Source organism: Variovorax sp. RO1, from assembly GCF_002849325.1.
Lineage (GTDB): Bacteria > Pseudomonadota > Gammaproteobacteria > Burkholderiales > Burkholderiaceae_C > Variovorax.
Genome location: NZ_PKMT01000008.1, coordinates 165824 through 181304, shown reverse-complemented (window position 1 = coordinate 181304; position 15481 = coordinate 165824). Strand labels below are relative to the sequence as shown.

The following is a 15481-nucleotide window of genomic DNA, read 5'->3' as shown; positions in this document are numbered from 1 at the left end:
TCGTGAAAGGGCGTGAGAGGTCAGTAGCCATTGGGCGCGGTGGCGCCCGGCGCGGCCTTGTACTTTGCGAGCAGCTGCTTGGCCGCGGCCGCGAGCAGGATCGTGTCGACGCCCACCGCCACGAACAGTGCGCCGGCCGCGAGCCACTTGCGCGCCTGCTCCTCGGTGGTCGACAGGATGCCGGCCGCCTTGCCGGCCTTGCGGATGCGTGCGACGGCGTCGGCGATCACGGCCTGCACCTCGGGGTGGTTGGGCTGGCCCACGAAGCCCATCGAGGCCGACAGGTCGGCCGGGCCGATGAACACGCCGTCCACGCCCGGCGTGGCCGCGATGGCGTCGAGGTTCTTCATCGCCTCGACCGTCTCGGCCTGCACCAGCAGGCAGGTCTGCGCGTTGGCTTCATGCAGGTAATCGGGGTAGGCCTGCCAGCGCGAGGCGCGCGCCAGCGCGCTGCCCATGCCGCGGATGCCTTCGGGCGGGTAGCGCATGCCCTGCACCAGCTTCGCGGCCTGCTCGGCGGTGTCGACCATCGGCACGAGGATCGTCTGCGCGCCGATGTCCAGGTACTGCTTGATCAGCGTGGTGTCGCCGACCGGAATGCGCACGATGGGGTGCGAGCGCTGCGCGTCGGGCTGCGCCGACCACGCGCTGGAAATGCCCTGCAGCTGCGCGAGCACCGAGCGCACGTCGTTGGGCGCGTGCTCGCCGTCGACCAGCAGCCAGTCGTAGCCGGTGCCGGCCAGCAGCTCGGCCACGTAGCCGTCGCCCAGGCCGACCCACAGGCCGATTTGCGGTTGGCCGGCCTGCATGGCCTGCTTGAAAGTGTTGAGTGGGGTGTGCATGGAAAAACTCGTCAGACGAAACGGAAAGCGATGGAACCGAGCGGGCCGTAGTCGGCGTGGAAGGTGTCGCCTGGCACGGCGGTGGTGGGGCGCGTGAACGAACCGCCTAGCACGATCTCGCCGGCTTCGAGGCATTCGTCCCACGGCGCGAGCTTGTTCGCGAGCCAGGCCACGCCGGTGGCCGGGTGGTTGAGCACGGCCGCGGCCACGCCCGACTCTTCGATCACGCCGTTCTTGTAGAGCAGCGCGCTCACCCAGCGCAGGTCGACCGCGTCGGGCTTCACCGGCCGGCCGCCCATCACGATGCCGGCGTTGGCCGCGTTGTCGGCGATGGTGTCGAACACCTTGCGCATGGCCTTGGTGTGGCGGTCGAACTGCTCGATGCGCGCGTCGATGATCTCGATGGCGGGCACCACGTAGTCGGTGGCGGCCAGCACGTCGAAGATGGTCACGTTCGGCCCCTGCAGCTTCTTGCCGAGCACGAAGGCCAGCTCGACCTCGATGCGCGGCGCGATGAAACGCGTGAACGGGATGTCGCCGCCCTGCTCGAAGAACATGTCGTCCAGCAGCGTGCCGTAGTCGGGCTCGTCGATCTGGCTGGACTGCTGCATGGCGCGCGAGGTGAGGCCGATCTTGTGGCCCTTGACGATGCGGCCTTCGGCGATCTTGTGCTTCACCCATTCGCGCGAGATGGCGTAGCCGTCCTCGATCGTCATCTCGGGAAAGCGCTTGGAGAAATGCTCGACCTGCACGCGCGACTTCTCGCTCTCGTGCAGTTCGGCGGCCAGTTGGGCGATGGTGGCGGTGGAGAGCATGGGGCTCGCTTCTCGGTGCTTAGGTCTTGTTGAACAGGGGATGCAGGTTGCTGTGCTTGCCGTCGTACACCTGCCCCGGCGCTTCGTCGATCTGCAGTGTGATGCCGATGTGGCGCTGCGAGAAGACGGGCTCGAAATGCGTGCGCACGGCGGCCAGCAGGTCGTCGCCGGCTTTCTTCTTCACCGCCTCGGAACGGCCCGAGGCCATGCGCAGGTTGAGGTACACGAAGGCGTAGTCGGCCTGGCCGTCGGCCACCGCGTAGTGCGCGGCCGGGTAGGCCAGCACGCGCGTGCCGCCGGTGGGGAACACGGGCTTGCCGGCCTCGTCGCGTTGTTCGAGCATGGTGTCGGCCAGCGTGCGGCACAGTGCCGACACGTCGGTCTCGGCCTCGATGTTGGGCGTGTACAGGATCACGAGGTGCGGCATGCGTGTTCTCTTTGTCTTGTTCAGGCCACCGACATCACGGCGGCCGTGCAGGTCACCGCGAAGATCGGGATGGCCTTCATGTGGAAGATCTCGCCCTTGCCGCGCGCGGCCGCGGCCACGCTGAGGAAGGTGCGGATCTCGAAGCCGCCCTGGCCCGCTTCGCGGTAGGTGGCCTCGTCGTTGTAGTCGGCCTGCGAGAGCAGCGCCTCGCGGTCGTTGGCGCACCAGCGGCGCATGAACTCGGCGTCCCATTCGGCATTCACCTTGCCCGAATCGGGCGTGGCGGGCCAGTGCGAGATGCCGCCCGTGCCCACCAGCGCGATGCGCTCGGGCGCCTTGTCGCAGGCGCGGCGCAAGGCCTCGCCGAAAGCCCACGCGCGGTGCAGCGGCGTGAGCGGCGGGCCCTGGCAGTTGATGTTCACGGGAATGACCTTGGTGTCGAAGTCCGGCGTGAGGAAGTTCAGCGGCACCATGATGCCGTGGTCGAACTTCCATTCTTCCGCGTAGGCCACGTCCACGGTCTGCATCACTTCGCGGATCAGGCGCTGCGACAGCGCGGCGTCGCCGGGGATGGTGCGCGCCTCGATGCCCAGCCACTTCGGGTCCTCGATCGGGCCCTCGTAGCTGTCGGCCATGCCGATCGCATACGCGGGCATGTTGTTCATGAAGAAGTTCGCGAAGTGCTCGGCCGCGATGACGATCACCGCATCGGGCTTCGCGGCGCGCATCGCCTCGCCGAAGCGATGGAACTGCGCGTGGAACTCGTCCTTCACCGCCGGGTCGGCGAGATGCGCGCGGCCCGTGATGCCGGGGGCGTGGCTGCACACGCCTGCGAATACGAGACTCATACGCCTGCCACCTTTTCGTTCGTGCCGGTTGTCATGGCATAGATGCCCGCGCGCACGGGCCCGTACTTGCGCACGCCTTCGCGCATGGCTTCCAGATAGTCCGCCCATGCGATGCCGAGCAGCGGCGCGAAGTGCATCAGCAACTGGCCGTTGCACCCGAGCACGTAGAGCTTGCCGATGTCGCCGCTGCCGATCGCTTCGCGCTCTTCGTCGTTCAGGTCGTAGCCGGCCAGCAGCGTGGCGCGCGTGTCGCCACCTTCTCCGAAGCGGCGCTGCACCTCGGCGTCGCGGTTCAGCGCGAACAAGAACTTCTGCATCGCATAGAGGCTCATGGTCAGCCCTCGATCTGGATGTTGGCCTTGCGGATCACGTCGCTGTACTTCGCGATCTCGCTGCGGATGAACTCGGCAAAGCGCTCGGGCGTGCCCGACAGCGACGCGATGCCGCCCTTGTGGAACGCCTCGGTCACGGCCGGCGACGCCAGGGCGCGGTTCACCTCGGCGTTCATGCGTTGCACGATGGCGTCGGGCGTGCCGGCCGGGGCCAGCAGGCCGTTCCACGAATTGGACTCGATGGCCACGCCCTGTTCGGCCAGTGTGGGTATCGCGGGCGCGTACTGCGAGCGCTGCGCCGTCGCCATGCCCAGCGCGACCAGCTTGCCGGCCTGCACATGGCCGCGGAACTCGGGCCAGTTGCCGAACATGACGGTCACCTGGCCGCCGAGCAGGTCGGCGAGCGCGGGCCCCTGGCCCTTGTAGGGCACGTGCACGATGTCCAGGCCCATCTGCAGCTTGAGCATCTCGCCCGACAGGTGCGCCGAGGTGCCGTTGCCGAAAGAGGCGAAGCTCAGCGTGCCGGGCTTGGCCTTGGCCTGGTTGCGCAGGTCGGCCAGCGTCTTCAGGCCGCTGCCCGGGTGCGTGGCGAGCACGTGCTCCGACATGCCCATGAGCGCGACCGGGCGCAGGTCTTTGAGCGTGTCGTAGGGCAGCTTGCGCACGAGCGTGGGGTTGGCCGTGAAGCTGTTGGCCACGCACACGAAGCTGTAGCCGTCGGGCGCCGACTTGGCGACCGTGTCGACACCGATCACCGTGCCGGCACCGGGCTTGTTCTCGACGATCACCGGCTGGCCCAGCGCCTTGCCGAGTTCGAGGCCGACGAGGCGCGCGACGAAGTCGGTGGTGCCGCCGGGCGTGAAGGGCACGACGATGCGCACTGGCTTGGTGGGCCATGCCGTTTGCGCACGTGCCAGTGCGGGCAGGGCCGCGAATGCGGCGGCGCCCTGCATGAGCGCGCGGCGGTGCAGCGTCATGCCACGCCCCAGTGCGGAATGTGGTGCGAGCCCATCGACACCGCGATGTTCTTCGGCTCGCAGAACACTTCATAGCTCCAGGTGCCGCCTTCGCGGCCCGTGCCCGAGGCCTTGGTACCACCGAAGGGCTGGCGTAAGTCTCTTACGTTCTGGCTGTTGACGAAGCACATGCCCGCCTCGACCGCTGCGGCCACGCGGTGCGCCTTGCCGATGTTCTCGGTCCACACGTAGCTGCTCAGGCCGTAGGCGATGTCGTTGGCCAGTTCGATGGCGTGCGCTTCGTCCTTGAACGGGATCAGGCAGGCGACCGGGCCGAAGATTTCTTCCTGCGCGATCTTCATGCGGTTGTCGACGTCGGCGAACACGGTGGGCATCACGTAGTTGCCCTTCTTCACGCGGTCGGGCAGGTTCGACGGTGCCTCGAGGCCGCCGCACAGCAGCGTCGCGCCTTCCTTCGGGCCCAGCTCGATGTAGCTGCGCACCTTGGCCAGGTGGGCCTGCGAGATCATCGGGCCGACGATGGTCTTCTCGTCGAGCGGGTCGCCCACCGTGATGCGCTTGGCGCGTTCGGCGAACTTGGCCGCGAAGTCGGCGTAGATCGACTGCTGCACCAGGATGCGCGAGCCGGCCGTGCAACGCTCGCCGTTGTTGCTGAAGATCATGAACACGGCCGCGTCGAGCGCGCGGTCGAGGTCGGCGTCTTCGAAGATCACGAAGGGGCTCTTGCCGCCCAGTTCCATGCTGAACTTCTTCAGCCCCGCGCTCTTCACGATGCGGTTGCCGGTGGCGGTGGAGCCGGTGAACGAAATCGCGCGCACGTCGGGGTGCGCCACCAGCGGCTCGCCGGCTTCCTTGCCGTAGCCGTGCACGAGGTTCAGCACACCGGCGGGAATGCCCGCTTCGAGCGCCAGCTCGCCCAGGCGCGCGGCCGTCAGCGGCGACAGCTCGCTCATCTTCAGCACGGCCGTGTTGCCGAAGGCCAGGCAGGGCGCGACCTTCCAGGTGGCGGTCATGAAGGGCACGTTCCACGGGCTGATGAGCGCGCACACGCCCACCGGATGGAACAGCGTGTAGTTCAGGTGCGTGGGTGTGGGGTAGGTGTGGCCGTCGACGCGCGTGCACATCTCGGCGAAGTAGTAGAAGTTGTCGGCCGCGCGCGGAATGAGCTGCTTGCCGGTCTGCGCAATCACCTGGCCGCAGTCGTTGGTCTCGGTCTGCGCGATTTCGGGCACGTGCTTGGCGATGAGGTCGCCGAGCTTGCGAATCAACTTCGCGCGCTCCGGCGCGGGCATGCCGGCCCACTTGGGGAACGCAGCCTTGGCGGCCGCCACGGCGGCGTTCACTTCGGCCTCGCCGCCCGAGGCGACTTCGGCCAGCACGTCCTGCGTGGCGGGATTGACGGTTTCGAAGTAGTCGGCGCCTTGGACTTGCTTGCCGTCGATGAGGTGATGGATCTGTTGCATGGGCGTGAAGGGGTTGCGGCCTTGCGGCGGTGTGTCGTCAGTCGAGCTTGATGTCGCGCGCCTTGATGAGCGCGTGCCACTTCTTGCGTTCGGTGTCCACGAAGCGGGCCATCTCGGTGGCGTCCGTGGGGCGGGCTTCCCAGCCGGCGTCGTAGAGCTTCTGCTTCACGCCGGGGTCGTTCATGCTTTTGAGCAGGTCGGCGCCGAGGCGCGCCTGGATGTCCTTGGGCGTGGCGGCCGGTGCCACCAGCCCCTGCCAGGTGTAGGCCTCGACGGCGTAGCCGAGTTCCTTGGCCGTCGGCAGCTGGGGCAGCTGCGGCACGCGCTCGGATGACATGGCCATCAGCGGAATGACCTTGCCGGCCTTCACGGCGCTGATGCCGCTGGGCAGGTCGAGCATCATCAGCGGCACCTGGTTGCCCATGAGGTCTTGCAGGGCCGGCGCGCCGCCCTTGTAGGGGATGTGCAGCAGCGAGACGCCGGCTTCGCGCTGGAACAGCTCGTAGGCCAGGTGGTGCGGGCTGCCGGTGCCCGGCGTGGCGATGCTGTACTTGCCCGGCGAGGCCTTGAGTGCGGCGATGAGCGCCTTGGCGTCGCTGAAGCCCGCGCCCGGCGCGGCCGTGATGATCAGCGGCGAGCGGCCCATCATGCCGAGCAGCGCGAAGTCTTTCTCGGCGTCGTAGGGCAGCTTCTTGTAGAGCGCGGGGTTGTAGACCAGCACGCCGTTGTCGGCCGAGAACACGGTGTAGCCGTCGCCCGGCGAACGCGCCACGTTTTCCGACGCGATGATCGCGCCCGCGCCGGGGCGGTTGTCCACCGTGACGGGCTGTGCGAGCTGCTGCGAGAGCTGCGCGCCGGCCGTGCGCGCGAGGTAGTCGGTGCCGCCGCCTGCCGGGTAGCCCACGACCCAGCGCACGGGCTTGGTCGGGTAGGCCGATGTGGTTTGCGCGGTCGCGGCCGGCGTGAACATCGTGGCGGCGCTGGCCGCCACGAGGGCGGCAGCAAGGCGGAAGGTCCGGGTTCTGGCAGTCGTCATGGCGGTGTGTCTCCGTTTTTTTTAAAGGGGTAGCTCGGTCAGTCCGTCAGCGCGCGGCGATGGTGTTGACCAGGGCGCCGATGCCGTCGATCTCGGTCACGACCACGTCGCCCGGCTGGCAATCGACCACGCCGTCGGGCGTACCGGTGAGGATCAAATCGCCCGGCGACAGCGTCATGAAGCGGCTGAAGTATTCGATGAGGAAGGGCGCGTCGAAGATCATGTCGCGCGTGTTGCCCTGCTGCGTGACGGTGCCGTTCACGGTGGTGCGCAGCGCGAGCGCCATCGGGTCGGACACGTCGGCCGCATCGACGAACCACGGCCCCAGCGGCGTGCAGGTGTCGCGGTTCTTCACGCGCAGGTTGGGGCGGTACCAGTTCTCGAGGTAGTCGCGAATCGCGTAGTCGTTGGCCACCGTGTAGCCGCCGATGAAGTCATAGGCGTCGTCGCGCTTCACGTGCTTCGCGGTCTTGCCGACCACGATGGCGAGTTCGCACTCGTAGTGCATGAACTTCACGTCGGCCGGGCGGTGCGTGAACTGGCGGTGGCCGATGAGCGTGCTCTGGCCCTTGACGAACACCAGCGGTTCCTCGGGCGCCTTGAACTCCAGCTCTTTCGCGTGGTCGGCGTAGTTCAGGCCCAGCGCGAGGATGGTGCGCGGGCGCGCCGTGGGCGCGAGCGGTGGCAGCCACACGAGCTGCTCCTGCGGCACGACGCGGCCGTCTTGCAGCCGCACGGCCGCATCGGCCTGGCCGTTGAGTTCGTGCGCGGTGCCGGTGTGCTCGCGGCCTTCGAAGATGACGCGTGCGTGCTTCATGCCGTTGCTTCCTTCACCAGCGTGTGGCTCAGGGTTTCGAACCCTGGCGCGGAGATGTCGATGCGGTCGCCCGCGCGGGCCAGCGGGCGGCCGAGGTCGCAGCCGAGCATCAGCACGTCGCCGTGCGCCAGCGTCATGAACTCGCCCACGTCGGCGAGCAGCTGCGGCGCGGGGCGCACGAGCTGCGAGAAGTCGATCGACTGCTTGAGTTCGCCGTTGATGCGCACCTCGACGCGGAACTGCGCCGGGTCGGCCACGTCCTGTGCGTCGCGCAGCGCCGGGCCGATGCCCAGGAAGCCGTCGACGCACTTGAACTTCACCGGTGGGCGAAAGAAGCTCGCATGCGGAATCGACAGGTCGTTCAGCAGCACGAAGCCTTCGACGTCGCCCTCGGCGCCGATCACCATGCCGATGCTGGCGCCGACTTCCACGTCGGGCACCGCGGCGGGCACGGTGATCGCGCTGCCGTGCGGGCTCCAGGTGTTGGCCGTTTTCACGTAGAGCACGGGCGCCTTCGGCGGTGCCTTGTAGGGCGCCTCGGTCATCTGCGGCGCGAGCGCCGCGGCCTCGGCGCGGAAATTCAGCAGCGTGCCGTACACGGTGCCGGTGGGGAGAAAAGAGGTGGTCATGGTTCGGGTTGCTCCAGCGCAATCAGTTCGTCCAGCAGGCCGTAGAGCTGCGTCAGCTTGGCCTTGCCCATCGACTTTTCCATCCAGTCGTAGTGCGCCTCGATGCTGCTGCCCAGGCGCTTCACGAGCTTCATGCCGTGCGGCGTGGCCTCGACCACGGTGCGGCGCTGGTCGGCCGGGTCGCGGGCGCGGGTGATGAGGTTGTCGCGCTCCATGCGTGCGAGCACGCCCGTGAGGCTGGGGCCGAGGATGAAAGCCTCGCGTGCGACGCGACCGGTGTCGACCGCGCCGTGCTCGCCGAGCACGCGCAGCACGCGCCATTGCTGGTCGGACAGCGCGTGCTCGCGCAGGCTGGGCCGCGTGTGGGCCATCACGGCTTCGCGGGCCTGCAGCAGCAGGCGCGGCAAATTGCGGTGCGTGAAGGTGGTGCTCAAAAGCTGTGCCTCTCAGAATTATTTAACATGTTAAATGAATGCCGAGAAAACACGCTTGCGGGATAACCCTTGCGGGCTTGCAGGCGCTCAGTCGATCGTTGTGCCGGAAGCGCGAATCACGCGGCCCCAGCGTTCGGTTTCGCTGCGGATGTAGGCGGCCAATTGTTCCGGCGAGCCCGCGCCATGTGCCCCCGGCGCGGCCGGTTCGAAGCCCTCGCTCTCGAGCTTCTGGCGCAGCGCGGGTTGCGCGACGAGGCGGGCGATCTCCTGGCTGCAGCGGTCGAGGAAGGCCTTGGGCGTGCCCGTGGGCGCGACCACGCTCTGCCACGCCACCGCCTCGAAATCGGCGGTGCCCGCCACGCCGGACTCGGCCACGGTCGGCACGGCGGGGAAGGTCGGCTGGCGCTTGCGCGAGGTCACGGCCAGCGCGCGCAGCTTGCCGCTGCGCACGTGCTGCAGGGCCGGCGCGATGTCCGTGAACATGAGCTGCAGCTGGCCGCCGAGCAGGTCGGTCAGCGCGAGCGCGCTGCCCTTGTAGGGCACGTGCACCATGTTCGCCGCGGTCGCGACCTTGAACATCTCCGCGCCCAGGTGCTGCGGACTGCCGTTGCCGGCCGAGCCGTAGCTCAGCGCGTCGGGCCGCGACTTGGCGAGCGCCACCAGCTCGGCCAGCGTGTTCGCCGGCACCGACGGGTGCACCACCACCATCAGCGGCACCGCGCCGATGAGGCCGACCGGCGCGAAGTCTTTCGCGGGGTCGTACGAGAGCTTCTTGTAGAGCCACGGGTTGATGGCGAGCGTGGTGCTGGTCGCGACCAGCAGCGTCGAGCCGTCGGGTGCCGCGCGCGCCACCTGCGAGGCACCGATGGCGGTGCCGGCGCCCGGCCGGTTGTCGACGATCACGGTGCGGCCCAGCGCAGTGCCCAGTTGCTGCGCGATGAGCCGGCCGAGCATGTCGGTCGTGCCGCCGGGGCGCGTAGGGCACGACGATGGTGACGGGCTTCTCGCCTTGTGCTCGCACGAGGGCGGGGCCTGCGGCGCAGGCGGCGGCGGACAGCGCGCCCAGATGGCGCAAGGCATGGCGACGGTTCATTGGCTTGTCTCTCTTTCTTGTTCGGGTGTCGGTGCGGCCACTGCAGTGGCGCCGCGCAGCAGGTCGATCAGCGCGAGCGCATCGGCCGGCACGGCATGCCCGCGCCAGGCCACGTGCTGGTCGGGGCGCGAGATGACGAGCGACCGGTCGTACACGGCGGTGGCGTCCGAGGCGCGGATGTCCAGCGTGCGCAGCGGCAGCCCGCGCGCCGCGGCGGCGGCTTCGAGCGGCGCGACATCGATCGCGGGGTCGAAGCGCAGCAGCGTGTAGCCCTCGCCGGGCATCGCCATCGCGTCGTACAACGAGCGGCCGTCGTCCAGCCACAGGTGCGGTGTGCGGCAGCCTGGCACCGTCGAGGGCGTGAACTCGTACATCGTGTAGGCGGGCGCAGGTTCGCCGTCGTAGGCGATGAGCGGCGAGCCTTCGTAGAAGTAGCCGAAGTTGAGGCCGCCGCAGCAGTACTGCTGCACGTTCAGGTCGTACAGCGCCTGGCCGCGCGCGGCGCGCAGCGCCTCGCCTTCAGGCCCCGGCGCCTCGATGTTGTCGGGCACGCCTTCGCGCTGGCGCTGGAGCGCGAGCGCGTGGTTCATCGCGAACCGCGACACCTGCTCGGTGATCGGCTGGCGCTCGGCCTCGTGCGCCGCGAGCGCTGCCTCGGCCAGCCAGCCGTGCAGCCGGCCCGCGAGCAGCCACGAGAGGTTCATCGCATCGGCGATGCCGGCGTTCATGCCGTAGCCCGCCATCGGAATCCACAGGTGCGCCGCGTCGCCGCAGATGAACACGCGGCGGTCGCGGAAGCGGTCGGCCACGAGCCGGCGGCCGACCCAGTCTTCGTTGGAGATCACCTCGTAGTCGAAGTCGTCACCCACGCCGAGGATCTGGCGGATCGCCCAGTCGCGGTCGATCGAATCGAAGTCGGTCTCTTCGGGCAGCAGGTAGTTGTGCAGCAGCCAGGTCTCGCGCCCGTCGATGGCGTACACGTTGCCGCAGCGCCGCGGGTTCAGCGCGAAGGTGGCCCAGGCCGGCGGATGCTTCAGCAGGCCCAGCAGCGCGGGCGCGCGGAAGTAGGTCGACTGCACGCGGCCCACCACGTCGGTGCCGTGCAGGCTGGCGCCGATCTTCTTGCGCACCGTGGAGCGGCTGCCGTCGCAACCGACGAGGTACTGGCAGCGGATGCGCACCGTGCGGCCGTCGTCCAGGTCCACGCCCGTGGCCCACACGCCGTCGTCGTCCTGTTCGAAGTCGTCGATGCGCGTGCGGTTGCGGATGCGCAGGCCGGGCGTGCCCTCGGCATGCGCGAACAGCACCGGCTCGAGAAAGATCTGGTTGATGCGGTGCGGCGGCTCGGCCGTGGGCCACCAGGTGTCGGGGCCGCCGGTGGCGGTGTAGCGGTCGCGGCGCGCGGGAATCGGAATGCGCGACAGCTCCATGCCGGTCACGGCCGTGCGGTAGGCCACGTCGTTCGGGTAGTCGGCCGGCAGGCCCGCATCGCGCAGCGCCTGCGCCACGCCCAGGCGGCGGAACACCTCCATCGAGCGTGCTGCCACGTGGTTGCACTTCACGTTGGGCGGCTCGCCGCGGTGGCGGATCTCGGTCATCAGCACGTCGATGCCGCGTTGCGCTAGGTCGATCGCCAGCGTCAGCCCCACGGGGCCGGCGCCGACGATCAGCACCTGGGCTTGCAGTTGCTCGGTCATGGCTCGCTTGTCTCCAGATTCTTGTGAGGCGCCATTACAGTGCCGAACCGGCTCACGGAAAAAGTGAAACTTTCATGGCCATTCATAAAAAACCGTTATCAATGCGCGGCGTACCTTCGGTGCGGCAGCTGCGCGCATTCGCGGCCGTGTATCACAGCGGCCAGCTGTCGAGCGCGGCGGCCTCGCTGTCGCTGACGCAGCCGGCCGTCAGCGTGCTGCTGCGCGAGCTCGAAGATCGGCTCGGCGTGCGCCTGTTCGACCGCACCACGCGTTCGCTGCAACGCACCGAGGCCGCGAACGAAGCCATCGGCTACGCCGAGCGCGTGCTCGCCGAACTCGATGCGCTCGGCACCGGGATGGCCGAGCTGGCGGCGGGCCGGCGCGGACGCGTGCGCATCGCGGCCACGTCCACCATCGCGCAGACGCTGATGCCCAAGGCCCTGCGCCGCTATCTCGACCTGCATCCCGACGTGAAGGTCGCCATCGAAGACTGCGCGCCCGGGCAGTTCGTGGAGAAGGTCGTCGGCGAGCAGGTCGACTTCGGCGTGGGCACGCTGCAGGCGCGCACGCCGGGGCTCGACGAGCGTGTGTTCGTGCACGACCACCTTGCAGTGATTGCCGACCGCGACCTGCGCCTGCCCGGCACCGACCGCATCACCTGGCGGCAGCTCTCGGGCCATCCGCTGATCACCGTCAAGCCGGGGTACGGCGTGCGCAGCAGCATCGACATTGCCGCGGCAACCGCCGGCGTGCGGCTGGACATCGCCTACGAGGTGACGCTGTTGACCACGGCGCTCGCGATGGCGGCCAGCGGGCTCGGCCCGGCGCTGCTGCCGGCATCGATCCTCGCGCATGCCGACCACACGCGGTTGGTCGCGCGGCGGCTCATGCGCCCGACGGTGGCGCGCAACATCGCGGTCGTGACACGGCAGGGCCGCACGCTGTCGCCGGCCGCGGCGGCGTTCGCGGACCTGCTGGTGCGCGAATTCGCCATCGCCTGAACCGCGCCCCCTAAACTCGCTGCATGGCCAAGGACAAAACAACTTTCGTCTGCAGCGAATGCGGCGGCACCAGCCCCAAGTGGCTCGGCAAATGCCCGAGCTGCGGGGCATGGAACACACTCATCGAACAGGTCGCCGGCGCGGCCAACGGACCGGCCAACAACCGCTTCGGCACGCAGTTCGCGTCGCTCGCGGGCGCGTCCGAACTCGCCACGCTCTCGGAAATCGAAGCGACCGACATTGCGCGCACGCCCACGGGCATCGACGAGCTCGACCGCGTGCTCGGCGGCGGCATCGTGTCGGGCGGCGTCACGCTGATCGGCGGCGACCCGGGCATCGGCAAGTCGACGCTGCTGCTGCAGGCGGTCGATGCGCTGCAGCGCGCGGGGCAGAACGCGCTCTACGTCACGGGCGAAGAAAGCGGCGCGCAAGTGGCGCTGCGCTCGCGCCGGCTCGGGCTCGACCACTCGCAGGTGCAGGTGCTGGCCGAGATCCAGCTCGAAAAAATCATCGCCACGCTCGACGCCACACGTCCGGCCATCGCGGTGATCGACTCGATCCAGACCGTGTACTCCGACCAGCTCACCTCCGCGCCCGGCTCGGTGGCGCAGGTGCGCGAATGCGCGGCGCACCTCACGCGCTTTGCCAAGACCAGCGGCACGGCCGTGGTGCTGGTGGGCCACGTCACCAAGGAAGGTGCGCTGGCCGGCCCGCGCGTGCTCGAGCACATGGTCGACACGGTGCTGTACTTCGAAGGCGACACACACTCGAGCTTTCGCCTCGTGCGCGCCATCAAGAACCGCTTCGGCGCGGTGAACGAGATCGGCGTGTTCGCCATGACCGAGCGCGGCCTGAAGGGCGTGACCAACCCGAGCGCGATCTTCCTGAGCCAGCATCCCGAGCCGGTGCCCGGCAGCGTGGTGCTGGTCACGCTCGAAGGCACGCGGCCGATGCTGGTGGAAATCCAGGCGCTGGTCGACAACGGCGGACCGAGTCCGCGCCGGCTGTCGGTGGGCCTGGACCGCGACCGCCTCGCCATGCTGCTGGCCGTGCTGCACCGCCATGCGGGCGTGGCCTGCATGGACCAGGACGTGTTCGTCAACGCGGTGGGCGGCGTGCGCATCAGCGAACCCGCGGCCGACCTGGCCGTGATGCTGGCCATCACCTCGAGCCTGCGCGGCAAGCCGCTGCCCAAGGGTTTCATCGCCTTCGGCGAAGTGGGCCTGGCCGGCGAGGTGCGTCCCGCGCCGCGCGGGCAGGAGCGCCTGCGCGAAGCGGCCAAGCTGGGCTTCAGCGTGGCCGTGGTGCCGAAGGCGAACGCGCCGCGCAAGGGCACGAAGGAGATCGAAGGCCTGACCATTCACCCGGTCGAGCGCATCGAAGAAGCGATGGACGTAGTGCGGCGTCTGGACTGACGCGCGGCGCGGCAGGCGCATCATTCATTTTTACGGAGGATCCCGCCATGCAACTCATCGTCTCCGCCGGGCTGATCGCCGTGGTCGTGCTGTGGGGGCTGATCTCTCCCGCGTCGCTCGACCGCGTGTTCAGCACCGCGCTCGCCGACATCACGCGCAACTTCGGCTGGTTCTACCTGTGGGTGGTGCTCGGGCTGGTGGTGCTGGCCGTCTTCCTGGCCTTCAGCCGCTTCGGCGATCTGAAGCTGGGCGACGAGGACGACGAGCCCGAGTTCTCCATCGGCGCCTGGTTCTCGATGCTGTTCGCGGCGGGCATGGGCATCGGGCTGGTGTTCTGGGGCGTGGCCGAGCCGATCTCGCACTACGCGAACCCGCCGCCGGGCGTGATCGCCGCCTCGCCCGATGCCGCGGGCGTGGCGATGCGCTACGCCTTCTTCCACTGGGGGCTGCACCCCTGGGCGATCTACGGCATCGTGGGCTTGTCGATCGCTTTCTTCAGCTTCCGCCGCAAGGCGCTGCCGCTGGTCAGCTCGGCCACCGAGGCGCTGCCGTGGCGCTTCGTGCAGCGGCTGTCGCCGGCCTTCAACGTGCTGGCCGTGGTGGCCACGGCCTTCGGCGTGGCGGCCTCGCTGGGCATGGGCGCGACGCAGATCAACAGCGGGCTGCATGCGGCCTTCGGCACAGAAATCGGCCGCTGGACGCAGGCGACGATCATCGTGGTGACGACGGCGCTGTTCATCACCTCGGCGGTCACCGGCGTCGAGCGCGGCGTGAAGTGGCTGTCGATGGGCAACCTGGTACTGGCGGCGCTGCTGGCGCTCACGGTGCTGATCGTCGGGCCGACCATTGCCATCGTCGAGACCTTCACCAACACGCTGGGTGCGTACCTCGCCGACTTCGTGCGCATGAGCCTGCGCATGAACCCGTTCCGCAACAGCTCGTGGGTGGCCGACTGGACCTTGTTCTACTGGGCCTGGTGGCTCGCGTGGTCGCCGTTCGTGGGCCTGTTCATTGCGCGCGTGTCGCGCGGCCGCACGATCCGCCAGTTCATTCTCGGCACGGTGATCGCGCCCACGCTGGTGGGCTTCGCGTGGTTCTCGGTGTTCGGCGGCGCGGCGCTCAACTTCGAGATCTTCCAGGGCGTGCCGCTGGTCGAAGCGGTGAAGGCCGACGTGTCGACCACCATGTTCGTGATGTTCAAGGCCATGCCCATGGGCGGGCTGCTGTCGATCGTGGCCACGCTGCTGGTGTTCGTGTTCTTCGTGACCTCGGGCGATTCCGCGACGCTGGTGCTGGGCATCATGAGCACCAAGGGCAACCCGAACCCACCGGCCCGCGTGAAGATCACCTGGGGCGTGCTGGTGGCGGCGATTGCGCTGAGCCTGCTGTTCGCGGGCGGCATCAAGGCCATACAGACGGCGACCATCGTGTTCGCGCTGCCGTTTGCGTTCGTGATCCTGCTCATGGCGCTGTCGGTCACGCTGGCCATCCGCGACGACTGGAACGCCGAGCAGAAGCGTGAGCGCGAGCTGCGACGCAAGATGCGGCAGCTCGTGAACTGGTGAACGGGCAAGTCGACAAAAAAATGCCCGGCGCGTGGTGGACGCGCCGGGCAGACCCTCCCTACCTTCCCTGGCCTCCCTGGCCTTCTATTT

The 15481-nt window shown here is 68.7% G+C and carries 16 protein-coding genes; 3 read left to right on the top strand and 13 right to left on the bottom strand.

Annotated elements, in window-relative coordinates:
• Window positions 1-20: 20 nt before the first annotated feature.
• The 13 genes from hpaI to CY658_RS29080 all read right to left on the bottom strand — a co-directional run bounded on the left by hpaI (window position 21) and on the right by CY658_RS29080 (window position 11410).
• Window positions 21-842, bottom strand: a complete 822-nt coding sequence (gene hpaI, locus CY658_RS29140; RefSeq protein WP_101493483.1) for a 4-hydroxy-2-oxoheptanedioate aldolase — start codon at window positions 840-842, stop codon at window positions 21-23.
• Window positions 843-853: 11 nt separating this feature from the next.
• On the bottom strand, window positions 854-1657 hold the full coding sequence (hpaH, locus tag CY658_RS29135; protein ID WP_101493482.1) for a 2-oxo-hept-4-ene-1,7-dioate hydratase: 804 nt from the start codon (window positions 1655-1657) through the stop codon (window positions 854-856).
• Between the two features lie 19 nt (window positions 1658-1676).
• Window positions 1677-2084, bottom strand: coding sequence for a 5-carboxymethyl-2-hydroxymuconate Delta-isomerase (locus tag CY658_RS29130; RefSeq protein ID WP_101493481.1), 408 nt, complete (start codon window positions 2082-2084; stop codon window positions 1677-1679).
• Between the two features lie 20 nt (window positions 2085-2104).
• Window positions 2105-2932 carry an extradiol ring-cleavage dioxygenase gene (locus CY658_RS29125; protein ID WP_101493480.1) on the bottom strand — a complete coding sequence of 276 codons (828 nt, stop codon included), beginning with the start codon at window positions 2930-2932 and terminating at the stop codon, window positions 2105-2107.
• Window positions 2929-3264 (bottom strand): aromatic ring-opening dioxygenase subunit LigA, encoded by a 336-nt coding sequence (locus tag CY658_RS29120; protein WP_101493479.1) that lies wholly within the window; start codon window positions 3262-3264, stop codon window positions 2929-2931. The genes CY658_RS29125 and CY658_RS29120 overlap by 4 nt, the downstream gene beginning before the upstream one ends.
• Window positions 3265-3266: 2 nt before the next feature.
• A complete protein-coding gene (locus CY658_RS29115) occupies window positions 3267-4241 on the bottom strand; it encodes a tripartite tricarboxylate transporter substrate binding protein (RefSeq protein WP_101493478.1) in 975 nt (324 codons plus the stop codon).
• Window positions 4238-5704, bottom strand: a complete 1467-nt coding sequence (gene hpaE / locus CY658_RS29110; protein WP_101493477.1) for a 5-carboxymethyl-2-hydroxymuconate semialdehyde dehydrogenase — start codon at window positions 5702-5704, stop codon at window positions 4238-4240. Before hpaE ends, CY658_RS29115 begins: the two co-directional genes overlap by 4 nt.
• A 37-nt stretch (window positions 5705-5741) precedes the next feature.
• Window positions 5742-6740 (bottom strand): Bug family tripartite tricarboxylate transporter substrate binding protein, encoded by a 999-nt coding sequence (locus CY658_RS29105; protein WP_101493476.1) that lies wholly within the window; start codon window positions 6738-6740, stop codon window positions 5742-5744.
• Between the two features lie 46 nt (window positions 6741-6786).
• Window positions 6787-7557 (bottom strand): fumarylacetoacetate hydrolase family protein, encoded by a 771-nt coding sequence (locus CY658_RS29100; RefSeq protein ID WP_101493475.1) that lies wholly within the window; start codon window positions 7555-7557, stop codon window positions 6787-6789.
• A complete protein-coding gene (locus CY658_RS29095) occupies window positions 7554-8186 on the bottom strand; it encodes a fumarylacetoacetate hydrolase family protein (protein ID WP_101493474.1) in 633 nt (210 codons plus the stop codon). The genes CY658_RS29100 and CY658_RS29095 overlap by 4 nt, the downstream gene beginning before the upstream one ends.
• On the bottom strand, window positions 8183-8620 hold the full coding sequence (gene hpaR / locus CY658_RS29090; RefSeq protein ID WP_101493473.1) for a homoprotocatechuate degradation operon regulator HpaR: 438 nt from the start codon (window positions 8618-8620) through the stop codon (window positions 8183-8185). Before hpaR ends, CY658_RS29095 begins: the two co-directional genes overlap by 4 nt.
• 87 nt (window positions 8621-8707) lie before the next feature.
• Window positions 8708-9574 carry a tripartite tricarboxylate transporter substrate binding protein gene (locus CY658_RS29085; protein ID WP_180839071.1) on the bottom strand — a complete coding sequence of 289 codons (867 nt, stop codon included), beginning with the start codon at window positions 9572-9574 and terminating at the stop codon, window positions 8708-8710.
• Window positions 9575-9709: 135 nt separating this feature from the next.
• The gene (locus CY658_RS29080; RefSeq protein WP_101493471.1) at window positions 9710-11410 is read right to left on the bottom strand and encodes an FAD-dependent oxidoreductase; all 1701 of its coding nucleotides are present in this window, start codon (window positions 11408-11410) and stop codon (window positions 9710-9712) included.
• 101 nt (window positions 11411-11511) lie between these two features.
• Here CY658_RS29080 and CY658_RS29075 point away from each other — a divergent pair, with 101 nt between their 5' ends.
• From CY658_RS29075 to CY658_RS29065, 3 genes are read left to right on the top strand one after another with little or no spacing between them, the layout of a single operon-like run.
• Window positions 11512-12411: a LysR family transcriptional regulator gene (locus tag CY658_RS29075; protein WP_257885016.1), complete on the top strand. Its 900-nt coding sequence runs from the start codon at window positions 11512-11514 to the stop codon at window positions 12409-12411.
• Window positions 12412-12434: 23 nt separating this feature from the next.
• Window positions 12435-13826, top strand: a complete 1392-nt coding sequence (gene radA / locus CY658_RS29070) for a DNA repair protein RadA (RefSeq protein WP_101493469.1) — start codon at window positions 12435-12437, stop codon at window positions 13824-13826.
• Between the two features lie 47 nt (window positions 13827-13873).
• Window positions 13874-15391, top strand: a complete 1518-nt coding sequence (locus CY658_RS29065; protein WP_101493468.1) for a BCCT family transporter — start codon at window positions 13874-13876, stop codon at window positions 15389-15391.
• The last annotated feature ends 90 nt before the right edge of the window (window positions 15392-15481 follow it).

Excerpts from the sequence above, each read along its gene's own strand:
- CY658_RS29065 (WP_101493468.1), top strand. The coding sequence starts at position 13,874 with ATGCAACTCATCGTCTCCGCCGGGCTGATCGCCGTGGTCGTGCTGTGG.
- CY658_RS29085 (WP_180839071.1), bottom strand. The coding sequence starts at position 9,574 with ATGCTCGGCCGGCTCATCGCGCAGCAACTGGGCACTGCGCTGGGCCGC.
- radA (WP_101493469.1), top strand. The coding sequence starts at position 12,435 with ATGGCCAAGGACAAAACAACTTTCGTCTGCAGCGAATGCGGCGGCACC.
- hpaH (WP_101493482.1), bottom strand. The coding sequence starts at position 1,657 with ATGCTCTCCACCGCCACCATCGCCCAACTGGCCGCCGAACTGCACGAG.
- CY658_RS29120 (WP_101493479.1), bottom strand. The coding sequence starts at position 3,264 with ATGAGCCTCTATGCGATGCAGAAGTTCTTGTTCGCGCTGAACCGCGAC.
- CY658_RS29105 (WP_101493476.1), bottom strand. The coding sequence starts at position 6,740 with ATGACGACTGCCAGAACCCGGACCTTCCGCCTTGCTGCCGCCCTCGTG.
- hpaE (WP_101493477.1), bottom strand. The coding sequence starts at position 5,704 with ATGCAACAGATCCATCACCTCATCGACGGCAAGCAAGTCCAAGGCGCC.
- CY658_RS29075 (WP_257885016.1), top strand. The coding sequence starts at position 11,512 with ATGCGCGGCGTACCTTCGGTGCGGCAGCTGCGCGCATTCGCGGCCGTG.
- CY658_RS29115 (WP_101493478.1), bottom strand. The coding sequence starts at position 4,241 with ATGACGCTGCACCGCCGCGCGCTCATGCAGGGCGCCGCCGCATTCGCG.
- CY658_RS29080 (WP_101493471.1), bottom strand. The coding sequence starts at position 11,410 with ATGACCGAGCAACTGCAAGCCCAGGTGCTGATCGTCGGCGCCGGCCCC.
- CY658_RS29100 (WP_101493475.1), bottom strand. The coding sequence starts at position 7,557 with ATGAAGCACGCACGCGTCATCTTCGAAGGCCGCGAGCACACCGGCACC.
- CY658_RS29130 (WP_101493481.1), bottom strand. The coding sequence starts at position 2,084 with ATGCCGCACCTCGTGATCCTGTACACGCCCAACATCGAGGCCGAGACC.
- CY658_RS29095 (WP_101493474.1), bottom strand. The coding sequence starts at position 8,186 with ATGACCACCTCTTTTCTCCCCACCGGCACCGTGTACGGCACGCTGCTG.
- hpaI (WP_101493483.1), bottom strand. The coding sequence starts at position 842 with ATGCACACCCCACTCAACACTTTCAAGCAGGCCATGCAGGCCGGCCAA.
- CY658_RS29125 (WP_101493480.1), bottom strand. The coding sequence starts at position 2,932 with ATGAGTCTCGTATTCGCAGGCGTGTGCAGCCACGCCCCCGGCATCACG.